At 36.9% G+C, this 11,690-nt stretch carries 15 protein-coding genes; 8 read left to right on the top strand and 7 right to left on the bottom strand.

Features of this window, described 5'->3' with window-relative positions:
• Positions 1-47 precede the first annotated feature (47 nt).
• From infC to DX933_RS02035, 5 genes are all read left to right on the top strand, one after another.
• The gene (gene infC / locus DX933_RS02055; RefSeq protein ID WP_123314818.1) at positions 48-551 is read left to right on the top strand and encodes a translation initiation factor IF-3; all 504 of its coding nucleotides are present in this window, start codon (positions 48-50) and stop codon (positions 549-551) included.
• A 45-nt stretch (positions 552-596) separates the two neighbouring features.
• Positions 597-788: a 50S ribosomal protein L35 gene (gene rpmI / locus DX933_RS02050; protein WP_123314817.1), complete on the top strand. Its 192-nt coding sequence runs from the start codon at positions 597-599 to the stop codon at positions 786-788.
• A gap of 64 nt (positions 789-852) precedes the next feature.
• On the top strand, positions 853-1,209 hold the full coding sequence (gene rplT / locus DX933_RS02045) for a 50S ribosomal protein L20 (protein ID WP_123314816.1): 357 nt from the start codon (positions 853-855) through the stop codon (positions 1,207-1,209).
• Between the two features lie 66 nt (positions 1,210-1,275).
• Entirely contained in the window at positions 1,276-1,548 is a 273-nt protein-coding gene (locus DX933_RS02040; protein WP_123314815.1) for a DUF1294 domain-containing protein, read from the top strand.
• 65 nt (positions 1,549-1,613) lie between these two features.
• Positions 1,614-2,186, top strand: coding sequence for a TVP38/TMEM64 family protein (locus DX933_RS02035; RefSeq protein WP_123314814.1), 573 nt, complete (start codon positions 1,614-1,616; stop codon positions 2,184-2,186).
• 156 nt (positions 2,187-2,342) lie between these two features.
• Here DX933_RS02035 and DX933_RS02030 read toward each other — a convergent pair whose 3' ends face one another.
• Positions 2,343-2,738, bottom strand: a complete 396-nt coding sequence (locus tag DX933_RS02030; RefSeq protein ID WP_317843065.1) for a sigma-w pathway protein ysdB — start codon at positions 2,736-2,738, stop codon at positions 2,343-2,345.
• 184 nt (positions 2,739-2,922) lie between these two features.
• Between DX933_RS02030 and dut the strand changes: the two genes are divergently transcribed.
• Together dut and DX933_RS02020 are read left to right on the top strand one after the other, a co-directional pair.
• Complete coding sequence (gene dut, locus DX933_RS02025) at positions 2,923-3,354, top strand: dUTP diphosphatase (protein WP_123314813.1); 432 nt, start codon at positions 2,923-2,925, stop codon at positions 3,352-3,354.
• A gap of 87 nt (positions 3,355-3,441) precedes the next feature.
• The gene (locus DX933_RS02020; protein ID WP_123314812.1) at positions 3,442-4,527 is read left to right on the top strand and encodes a M42 family metallopeptidase; all 1,086 of its coding nucleotides are present in this window, start codon (positions 3,442-3,444) and stop codon (positions 4,525-4,527) included.
• A gap of 59 nt (positions 4,528-4,586) precedes the next feature.
• Here DX933_RS02020 and DX933_RS02015 read toward each other — a convergent pair whose 3' ends face one another.
• From DX933_RS02015 to sspI, 6 genes are all read right to left on the bottom strand, one after another.
• A complete protein-coding gene (locus DX933_RS02015) occupies positions 4,587-5,243 on the bottom strand; it encodes a lytic transglycosylase domain-containing protein (protein ID WP_317843064.1) in 657 nt (218 codons plus the stop codon).
• A 61-nt stretch (positions 5,244-5,304) separates the two neighbouring features.
• Complete coding sequence (locus tag DX933_RS02010) at positions 5,305-5,979, bottom strand: ABC transporter ATP-binding protein (protein WP_123314880.1); 675 nt, start codon at positions 5,977-5,979, stop codon at positions 5,305-5,307.
• Complete coding sequence (locus DX933_RS02005; RefSeq protein WP_190279379.1) at positions 5,966-7,105, bottom strand: ABC transporter permease; 1,140 nt, start codon at positions 7,103-7,105, stop codon at positions 5,966-5,968. Before DX933_RS02005 ends, DX933_RS02010 begins: the two co-directional genes overlap by 14 nt.
• Positions 7,102-8,325, bottom strand: coding sequence for an ABC transporter permease (locus DX933_RS02000; RefSeq protein WP_123314810.1), 1,224 nt, complete (start codon positions 8,323-8,325; stop codon positions 7,102-7,104). The genes DX933_RS02005 and DX933_RS02000 overlap by 4 nt, the downstream gene beginning before the upstream one ends.
• Before the next feature lie 36 nt (positions 8,326-8,361).
• Positions 8,362-9,954 (bottom strand): flagellar basal body-associated FliL family protein, encoded by a 1,593-nt coding sequence (locus DX933_RS01995; protein ID WP_123314809.1) that lies wholly within the window; start codon positions 9,952-9,954, stop codon positions 8,362-8,364.
• Between the two features lie 407 nt (positions 9,955-10,361).
• A complete protein-coding gene (gene sspI / locus DX933_RS01990) occupies positions 10,362-10,589 on the bottom strand; it encodes a small acid-soluble spore protein SspI (RefSeq protein ID WP_123314808.1) in 228 nt (75 codons plus the stop codon).
• 107 nt (positions 10,590-10,696) lie between these two features.
• Between sspI and DX933_RS01985 the strand changes: the two genes are divergently transcribed.
• Positions 10,697-11,434, top strand: a complete 738-nt coding sequence (locus DX933_RS01985; RefSeq protein WP_123314807.1) for a TrmH family RNA methyltransferase — start codon at positions 10,697-10,699, stop codon at positions 11,432-11,434.
• The last annotated feature ends 256 nt before the right edge of the window (positions 11,435-11,690 follow it).

The following is an 11,690-nucleotide window of genomic DNA, read 5'->3' as shown; positions in this document are numbered from 1 at the left end:
AGATCAGTAAGAAAATATTTCGGAGGTGGCTGGCTATTAGCAAGGATATGAATGTCAATGAAAAGATTCGTGCAAGGGAAGTGCGTCTTATTGACTCAAACGGTGATCAGCTTGGTGTGAAGTCTCGACAAGAGGCATTGGATATTGCACAAACGAGAAATTTAGACCTCGTATTGGTTGCACCAAATGCGAAACCACCAGTAGGTCGTATTATGGATTACGGAAAATTCCGCTATGAACAGCAGAAGAAAGAAAAAGAAGCTCGTAAAAAACAGCGGATTATTAACGTGAAAGAAGTACGATTTACACCAGGAATTGGCGATCATGACTTTAACACAAAGTTGAGAAACGCCAGAAAGTTCATCGAAAATGGAGATAAAGTAAAGGCATCTGTCCGTTTCCGTGGTCGAGCAATTACGCATAAGGGACTTGGTCAAGAAGTATTAGACCGGTTAGCGGACGAAGTGAAAGACATTGCAACGGTAGAATCCAGACCAAAAATGGAAGGTCGTAATATGTTTATGATGCTTGCTCCAATTGTTGAAAAGTAATAAGTGTACTGTTATTTATTTCAGGCTTACAAGGAGGAAATCAATATGGCTAAAATGAAGACCCATAAAGGTTCTCAAAAACGTTTCAAAAGAACTGGTACAGGTAAACTAAAACGTGGACACGCTTATACAAGCCACATGTTTGCAAATAAATCACAAAAACAAAAGCGCAAGTTGCGTAAATCTGGAATGGTTTCCAGCGGTGATTTCAGACGTATTAAAAACATGCTTCCATAAGCTGGGAAGCCGATACTAAAATTTAGAAATACAATGAAACAATTTGTATTAGGAGGTAATTTCAATGGCACGTGTTAAAGGTGGTACAGTTACGCGCAGACGTCGTAAACGCGTTCTTAAACTGGCTAAAGGTTATTATGGTTCCAAAAGAACTTTATTTAAAACAGCAAAACAGCAGGTAATGAAATCAGGTCAATATGCATACCGTGATAGAAAGCAAAGAAAGCGTGAATTCCGCAAACTATGGATTACACGTATCAATGCAGCAGCACGTATGAATGATCTTTCCTACAACAAGCTAATGCATGGTTTGAAGCTTGCAGGTATTGAAATGAACCGTAAAATGCTTTCTGATCTTGCAGTGCATGATGAAAAAGCATTTGCACAGCTTGCTGAACAAGCAAAAGCTGCATTAAAATAATGACGATAAGACCAAATTAGTAATGCTTGCTAATTTGGTCTTTCTATATGTTGGGGGAATTTCATCATGAATACATCGGCGATACTCATGAATTATCTTGTAGCAATGAACATCATAGGGTTTTTTATCATGATGATGGATAAAAGAAGGGCAAGAAAAAAGAAATATCGAATAAGGGAGCGAACACTCTGGATCATCGCTTGCTGTGGTGGTGTATGGGGCGTGTTTTGTGGTATGTATGTATTCCGGCATAAAACAAAGCATCGTAGTTTTGTGATTGGGGTTCCATTGCTTGGAATGATTGAAGTAGCAATCTTCCTATACATATACTTGTCATAAAGGCTCGTCTCTTGTCATATACATAGCAGTGAATGTAGACATCATGATTGACAAGGAGGCGAAAAATGGAATTATTGGGCAGTTACATCTTTACATTTGTGGAGAACGGCGGTTTGCTGGCACCAATCTTATTTATTAGTTTTCATTTGCTGCGTCCACTATTCTTTCTTCCTGTCGTATTTATTTGTATTTCGGGGGGAATGTTGTTTGGAGCCTTAGCTGGAACGATATACTCTATTATAGGTATTACCCTGTCGAGTCTTCTCTTTTATATTGTCTTGCAAAGAACACCTAAAACGTTTCATAAGCTTACAAATGTAAGAAAAAGATTATTTGGAAAGAAAATGGAGCTGACTGCATCACAAATTTCAATGCTGCGTCTCGTTCCATTTATTCATTTTCATTTACTATCCCTTTGTTTAATAGAAATTTCCTCTAATTTTAAGGATTATACAAAATCCTCTATTGTAACGAATATTCCAGTTGCATTTATTTATACCTCAGTGGGCCAGCAATTGACCAATTTATCCCCGATTATGCTATCATTATTTCTTTGTTTATTATGTGTTTGTATTTATTTATTTCGTAAAAAAGAAAGTATTATCAAATGGAAGGAATTTTTTCAAGTTAGCACGTAAGAGCCTGAACTGGATATAACCTGGTAGTAAAACAACGCTCGGCATTGATGCAAAAATCCACTTATACATTCAAATGTATGAGTGGATTACTTGCATCGTTTTGGAGCATGTTCTACTAAGCATTTAATCATGGAAGTGAAATAGTATTCCAGGATGTTAATGATCATCTGTTAACAAAAGCTTGCTAATGGGATGCTTCCATTTAACGGTCGCATAAGGATATCGAATGAGAATCTCTTGTTCTAAAAAGTATAAATCTTCTCTTGTTAAACCCTGAAGCTCCATTGGATTATGGACAACGATATGAATATCAACGACTTCAAACGCTTCTTCCGTTGTCCCCAGGTATTTCTCACCTTCAAAGGAACATCCCTTGTACACAAATTGAATATTTTTCATACTGCTGTTGGGCTCATCTAAAAAAAAGAATTCATTTGTCGTCTTTGCCAGATTTAAACGTCTTCCTGGATTACGAAAGTATTGAAAGCATGTATACGCTATTAAAATCAACGATATAATAATCAGTATCCGAAATAAAACAACTACCATCATAACCATCCGTCTCCCCAAACAAGCATTTTTGAAATCGCATTACCTTACCATACGGTTTAAGATACAAATAGGTTTCACACATTTTAAAAAATAATGGTACAATGAATAAAAAACCGCAACAGTTGATATCATTATCGTGTTTATCGTGAGCTAAAGTTGCGAGAGATGAAGAAGAGGGTTGTTAATGAAGGATGTAAAAGTTCAATTCATTCATGAAGATGCAAAAATGCCATATCGTGCCAATCCTGGAGATGCTGGCCTCGATTTATTTTCAATTGAAACTAAAACAATTCCAGCTGGACAAGCCACGTTAATTAGAACGGGTATACAAATAGAGTTGCCAGCAGGAACTGAAGCACAAATACGTCCGAGGAGTGGCTTAGCACTAAAGCATTCCATTACGGTATTAAATAGCCCAGGAACAATAGATGAAGGATACCGTGGCGAAATAAAAATTATCTTAATCAATCATGGTACAGTAGATTTCGCGATAGAGAAGCATATGCGGATAGCTCAAATGGTCATTGCACCTGTGCTTCAGATTGATTTAATTCAGGCAAATACATTATCTGGATCAGCACGTGAAGCAGGGGGTTTTGGCTCTTCGGGAAAATAGTCTAAATAGACCAAAAGCTTGTTTAGATAAGCATTTTATGGTAAAAAGAATAAGTAGTGTTACATAATAAGGGAGGAAAAATTGCTTATGACAAAATTGGATGCAACATTAACCATGTTAAAGGATTTAACAGATGCGAAAGCAATTTCTGGTAACGAAAAAGAAGCCAGAGATGTTATGGAAGGTTATATAAAAGATTATGCGGATGAAGTATATACGGATAATCTTGGTAGCTTGATTGCTAAAAAAACTGGGAAGCAAGATGGTCCAAAAGTAATGGTAGCGGGCCACTTAGATGAGGTTGGATTTATGGTTACCCGCATCGATGATAAGGGATTCCTATATTTTCAAACGATTGGTGGCTGGTGGAGTCAAGTTATGCTGGCACAACGCGTTACCATTGTGACAGATAAAGGGGATGTAACAGGTGTAATCGGATCGAAGCCACCACATATCCTTTCACCAGAAGCACGTAAAAAACCTGTTGATATTAAAGATATGTTCATTGACATTGGAGCCTCCAGTAAAGAAGAAGCATTAGAATTCGGTGTGAAGCCCGGCAATTCAGTTGTTCCGTATTTTGAATTCACACCATTAAAAAATGAAAAAATGCTGCTTGCTAAGGCATGGGATAATCGAATTGGCTGTGCTATTGCGATTGAAGTACTAAAACAATTAAAAGATGTTGAACATCCAAACATTGTATATGGTGTGGGAACGATTCAAGAGGAAGTTGGATTACGTGGTGCACGAACGTCTGCACAGCTTATTCAACCAGACATAGGTTTTGGAGTAGACGTTGGTATTGCGGGAGACACACCAGGTATTACTGAACAGGAAGCTGATAGCAAGTTAGGCGATGGACCTCAGTTAATTTTATACGATGCATCGATGATTTCTCATAAAGGTGTGCGTGACCTAGTTGTACAAACTGCCGAAGAGCATCAAATCCCATTTCAATATTCAACGGTTCCTGGTGGTGGAACAGATTCAGGATCTATCCATTTGACAGCAAATGGCGTACCTTCGTTATCAATCACCATTGCAACACGTTATATTCATTCACATGCTGCAATCTTACATCGTGATGATTTTGAAAATGCTGTCAAGCTAATTGTCGAAACGATTAAAAAATTAGACCGTGAAACTGTACAGCAATTAATTTTAGCTTAAATAGATGACATGAAAAAGGAGCGGGTTTGGAAACCTGCTCCTTCCTTATTTTTGTTATTTTATGCTAAATAAGTGTTCATTACTTTTCTTACATAGTTCTGTGTTTCTTTAAAAGGCGGAATACCTTGATATTTATCGACATTTCCCGGACCTGCATTATACGCAGCAAGTGCGAGTTCTATATTACCATTATATTTTTTAAGCATTTGACTTAAGTATTTAGCTCCACCTTCAATATTTTGAGCTGGATCATATGGATTCATAACACCAAGCCCTCTGGCAGTAGCTGGCATAAGTTGCATCAAGCCTTGTGCGCCTGCATGACTTTTAGCATTAGGATTGTAATTCGATTCCATTTTAATAACTGAATGAATGAGCTTCGGGTCTAAATTATATTTCTGAGCGACAGAATCCACTATGGATTGAAATGCAGCAGGTGCAATGGTGTTGGATCTGCTTGTACGATTGACACCAGGTGCATGTTCCATGAACGGCAATGCAGAATAGGCATGAACAGTGTTTGTGCCCTGACTGCGGTCTATATCTATTTGCTGTAACTGTTTATTCATTACGGATGCTTGATTGATTTTATCCTGTAAAATTTGTCTGAATGCGATGTCCATGATGGGAGATGTATAGGATAAAGAATCACCTTTTGACATCATGATAGACATAGCCTGATTTTGTATTTGCATTTGAAAATCACGAATTTCCACGTTCAACACCACCTATAAGGACTATTTTACTACATAATGGAAAATAGGCAATAGGTAATGATTAAAATGCGATAATCTCTTTGTCTGTTTGTTTCAGTAGATTATAATAAAATGGATCTTCCCCAATACAAATAATACGATCACATATATGCCTAATCTCATCCATATCGTGTGAGGTATAGATAATAATTTTATCATTTTCTGTTGCAAGTTTACGTAAATAATTGCCAATTTCAGTTCTCGAACGCAGATCAATACCTACAGTTGGTTCATCAAGCAAAATAAGCGTCGGATCATGAATAAGGCTGATTGCAAGATTGAGTTTTCGCTTCATGCCACCAGATAGGGTGGATACTTTTTCCTTCCACTTGTCCAATTCCATGTCTTTACAAATTGCTTGTAAAGCAGATTTGTTCTTTTTCTTCCCCCAAGTAAGCTTTTCAAAAAAAACCATATTTTCTTCCACCGTGAAATGATCCCATATCGCAATATCCTGGGGGACAAAACCAATATGTTGGCGGATTTGTTTTTTTTGTGTAGTGGGGGAGAGATGATTCAGTGTAAAACTGCCCTTGGTTGGCTTGTTGATGGTTGCTAAAATACGCAGTAATGTCGATTTTCCAGCACCATTTTCACCAACAAGCCCTATGATTTCACCTGGGGAAGCTTGAAATGTAATGTCATTTAGTATGAGATGCTTTCCATATGTTTTACTAATATGATCAACTGTTAGCATGCAATCTCTCCTTTCCCGCATACCAGATTGCTATTCCGATTGCCAATAGTATGAAGCTGGCATAATGAATTTCTCCATTCATAACAGATTGTACTGGATTCCATTTTTCCAACCAAGGCAATCCGCCTGTAATCCCATCAATAGGTAGAATGGCACCACTAATGACAGCAATCATGAACGTAATAGCAAAAGCTAAACCAAAATATGCATATGCATTTTTGAAACAAGTTGCAAGCAAAAATGCGGTCATGATACAGGTTAGTTGAAATGTAAATAATACAATAAATAAATGAATAGACAAAGCTTCGTGAAGGACATAATGATATACCACCATCGTGAGTAGATTCATCCATCCTAAAAATATCGTATAAATAAACATATTACCTATTAAATAAGCCCGATGTGACATACGAAAGAAAGCAAATCGAGGGCCTACACCGGAAGTTCTTTCTTTGATGATCCAATCAAATAAGAAAAATGTTGCCAGTAAAGCCGCTATGGACCATAATCCCCAAACATTCCAGCTTACTAATTCTCCGCTCTCCATGGAATCCGCTTCCCCTAAATAAGTAAAAGAGGAGCGAAGTAAATTTTCGTCTTTTTGTATTGTTTGGCTTTTTCGAATCATATCTTCCACTGGCCATTGTTCTTGAACTCGATACCTTTCACCGATATCTTGTATGACCTTTACTGCACGGTATCTTCCAGCATCCTGTTGAACAATTGAAACGACCATTTCCTTTACTGGTGTATAAGCAAAAGACAGGTCGGAGTGATATCCTTCAATTAGCTGATTACGATTACCACGCATAATTTCTTCTTCGTAGCCATCTAAAATGATGAATACACTATCTAATTCATGTTTTTCTAATTGCTGTAGCGCAGCTGTCTTATCTAATTGTTGTACTCGAATAAAAGGAGCAGATTTTACTTCATCTAAAAAATCATTCGCTGTTGATGTATTTTCCTCCATCACGATGCCAATCGGTATTTTTGCATCATCTTGAACGTTGCTTGTACCCAATACGATACATATTGGAATGAGAAGGGGAATGATACTCCAGCATACAATACCAAGCCATTGTTTTTTCCATTGCATCATACGTGTATAGATAATTTGTTTCATTTTTGAGTCAGCTCCTTCCATAGGGAGGCAGCTGCCAATATACTTATAAACACACCAAGCATAAGTGATAGTGGTATGTAGTCTGCATACAATCTTTCATGCAGCAGTATTTCTTGTATCCAATGCAGTGCTTCATAAGAAAAAATATAAGAGAGCCATTGCTGAAGTGCTATTGGAAAATATAACACTGGAACGATAGCACCACTAGCTAAAATTAAAAAAGCAGCTACGATAAATTGTACAAGCAACCGAAATCTTTGTGATGTAATTAATACTTCAATAATTGCTAAAATAACTAGTAAACTAAGATTGTACAAGCATACAAGCAAGCCTAGTCTTGCACAGTCTTCTAAATAAAATGGAACACCAAGAAATCGTTGCAAACCAAATAATAATAGCAGTGAAAGGATAGTCACACAAACGAAGGTAACGAATATTCTTGCGCTAATTTGTTGAAGTGCATTAACACCATACAATTTCATTCGCTCTTTCATTCGATATGTATTTTCCTTATAAAGCATATTGTATAAAAGTAACATCCATATTGTAGTAATAACAAACCAGCCAGAGGCAACATAATAATGAAGAGGGGAGGCAGTAACAGCATTGGATAATTCATGTTCAATTGCTGCCTCATCCTTCGATAATGTATAAAACAAAAAATCCTTAAATTGTTCAAATAACATGTCATTTCGAGTTTCGGCATCCATATTTGTTTGCTTGGCATAATAATTAATCGTTAAAATATTGGCCTGAGAAGCGCCAATATGCCGGGCGGCACTGTTTACCATCTCTTTTACAAGTCTACTATTGATTGGTTCGTTCGGATTTCCAACAACCGGAAGCTCCACAGATACCCCATTATATAAATTGCTCGTGAAATTTTTGGGGAAGGTTATGGTAGCACTTAATTGATCATCGACAAGCCCTTGTTCTGCATCAGAAGCAGTCATCTGATCCATTTGAAAAAGCTCACCAAATTGTCCGGAATCTATTAATATTTTCATAATCATTTTAGTTTCTTGTGATTGATCCTGATCCACGATACCAACCTGAATGGGATCCTGTTTGGATGGTGTGAAGAAGGTCATAAGTATAATGGCAATAAGTGCAGTCATTACAATTGGATAAACGAAAAGAAAAGGAAGTGTTAGCCACTTCCTCCGAATTTGCTTGAAATTGTTTGCAATAAATAATCTCGTATGTTTGATGAAATGCATTGCAACACTTCCATTTCCTGTCGTAAAGTTACGCTATTAGAAGCCACCCATAGAGCCAAATAACCATTGCTGCATTTTAGGTGCAACTTCCATCTCAAAGTAGGATTTAAGTTCTTCTGGATTCATGCCGCCTAAATCTTTTACGTTGTCTTCTTTAGGAGCATCAACACCCTTGATGAGTTTCATGTCTTTTTTCAAGTTGAGAGAAAACATATCCTGGCTAATACCGTCTGCGTCAATAGCAAACTTATGATTTGAATTCATGTTATCTTTTTCATAAGTAGCATCACCACTCCAAATGAGTTTGCCGCCCATACCAGATTCCATGAATGAGAATTCACGATTGAATTCTTTTTTACCTTTCTTTTCCGTTTCTGTTCCATGATAAGAAACTTCAATTTCATCCATTGTTACTTTGATGGTATCTTCAGCTTTCCCATCTTTAGATGATAAATCGCCAGAAATATGGATGCTTCCATCATTGTATTGATCTGTAACATTAAAGTCATAGTCAAATACTTGTTTGTCTTTATCCAGCTTTTGTGTTCCAGTAATTTGAACACCAGCAACTGATTCTTCTGTAACACCCATTTTCAGGTTGAAGTCACGTTTAACAATTAATTTATCCTTTACCCAAATCGTAGAATTGATTCCGTCTGGGAAATGTGTGTCTTTAATACCTTCTTGTGCTTCTTTCATAGCTGTTTCAAATTCTTCGATAAAGGAATCAGCTTCTTCCTGTACCTGAGGTGGAATATTCGCAATTGGTAAACCAAACCCAAATTGCTGAAGCTGGAACTGCTCTTTAATAATTTCTTTTAATTTTTCGTCCTTTTCCATCTTTGCGAATACTTTCGTTAAAATATCTTTTACCTGATCTTCAGAAAGTGACATGGTAATCTTGTCTGCTTTAATGGAGTCTCCATCAACAGCTACTGTTTCTGAATCTTTTTTAAAGCTATCATCTGGTAATTCATTAAAAACCATTTCACCATATTCTTTTTTAAAGTACTCTACATCTTCTTCGGATAAGAGACCTGCTGTACTTTCAAAAAAAGCATTGAAGTCGACAGATTCTTCTCCGGTAAAGCTATATGGATCCAATGATTTTAATATTTTTCCAATGTCTTCCCCTTTTACTTGCATCATTTCATCAAGAAAAGGTAAATGTACCAATAATTTATCTGCTGTTAAGTGAACATCTAAATTTTCCAGCTCAATACCAGCAATATTTCCTTCGACTTTGGAGGACATAATCTTTTTATCCAAATCTGTTTGTGATGATAATACCAGCTTAGAGTTGTTGACCAATTGTTCTACGCTGAATAAACCGCCTGACATATTGTCAATACCTGATACATTTGCCGATAATTCCAACACGGATTCAGTTGGTTTTTCCTGTGTTTTTTCTGCCCAATCCAACTCTGATTCATAGCGATCTTTGAATGTATCGACAATATGCTCATAGGATTTTTGCTCCGCTTGGAAATAAGCCTCTTTCGGTGATAAATTTTTTAAGAATGCAAATGCTGCGGCACCGCCACCAATGATAAGTATGGCTGCAAGTAAAATTGGAATCAGCTTACTTTTCTTCTTTTGCGGTTGTTCTCCCTGTTGTGTTTCTACCATATTATTTTCCCCTCTCTCACATAAATGCTCCATCAAGCATATCTATGATGCTTCATTAGCAGTTTATACCCAATAAAGCACATGAATACATTTTATATCATTTTACAGATTAACCGTCAACTTCATGCGCATAGGCTGTTTGGCTGTTTGGGGTCTTATGGTCTATAAAATATCTTGAATTCAAGAGAATAATACAATACTAAAGTATGATGGAATAGGTATAATATTCCAAAAGAGTGGAAAAAGTGATTCGCATATCGTCTTTTCCTTTATTTATATAGTTCTTAATCATTATTTTATCTTGTTAACTCGACAATTGATAAAAGACAATATTTGTGAGCGATTATAAGAGGGAGAAGAAAGAGGAGGGACCACTTTTAGTTGATCAAGTGGCCACATTGTTATTTCTACATCGAGGAGGAAGTGGCTGATTTTACACCTTGTTCTAAATTGTCTACCATTTCCTTTTTTTCTTGTTCATCTGATGCCTTCCATATAAGTTCAAATAAATAGCCAAGTCCTGGCAACATTTTTTCTTCACCATTTTGAATGGCATCTACAATGGTTGCTTCTAGTTGTGAAGCATCATTTTCAGAAATATTGCTTAAAATCGCTTTACGCAGGTTTAAATCCATATGGCTCACCCTTTCCTTACATCGTAATGTGTGTCTTGGATAGTTTGACCAAAACTGCTATAAATATGTATGATGAAGGCATACTATAGTTGAATTGAGGTTACCAAATGATAACATCTATACAAAATGAGCATGTAAAGGCTTGGCGTAAGTTACATAAACGGAAATATCGTCAACAAACAAATACATTTCTCATCGAAGGATTTCATTTATTGGAAGAAGCATGGAAAAGTGATTGGGAAATAATTGAAGTGATGGTTCGGGAGGATATCATTTTGCCTGCGCTCTATCAATCAATTCCTGCTCATATGGTCACAGAGCAAGTGTTTCAGCATATTTCCCAAACACAACAACCTCAGGGTATTGCTGCTCTTGTTAAAATGAAACAGGAAAAAGTGGACAAATGGAGCCGCGTATTATTATTAGACGCGATTCAGGATCCGGGAAATGTTGGCACCATGATTCGTACTGCTGATGCTGCGGATTTTGACGCAGTTATTTTAGGAGAGGGAACGGTTGATTTATATAATGATAAAGTAATTCGGTCTACACAAGGATCAATTTTTCATATTCCTGTCTTACATCAACCATTGCAGGATGCGGTAAAACATTTAAAAGAAGATGGCTTCTCTGTATGGGCAGCTGTGCTGGAGGAATCAAAAGACTATCGTCAAGTACAGCATGCGGGAAAAACGGCTATTCTTATCGGTAATGAAGGTGCAGGAATACAACAATTGCTACAGCAAGAGGCAAGCGAAAGGGTCCATATTCCAATTCCAGGCCACGCAGAATCGTTAAACGCGAGCATTGCGGCAGCGATTTTGATGTACCATGTAATTGATTAATTAAGCGTATCCACCAACAAGCATCGAAACACATGGTTAGAGTAAAATGTTTATGGGAGAACATATACCTCATTTTTGATGTTGAAGTCGTAAGACTTTAACATCAAAAATGAGGGCAGCAAGCGGAGAGCGGTAGTAGTTGAAAGACATTTCAGATGAAAAAAAGGACCTTCTTTTGTATAGTTAAGTCTTCGACAACAACAACTATAGAAAGAGGTCCTCTAATGAAAGATATCATATCTACGCTTACAATGAA

This window comes from Ornithinibacillus gellani, from assembly GCF_003730295.1.
GTDB lineage: Bacteria > Bacillota > Bacilli > Bacillales > Amphibacillaceae > Ornithinibacillus_A > Ornithinibacillus_A gellani.
This window is presented reverse-complemented; position numbering and strand designations above follow the sequence as displayed.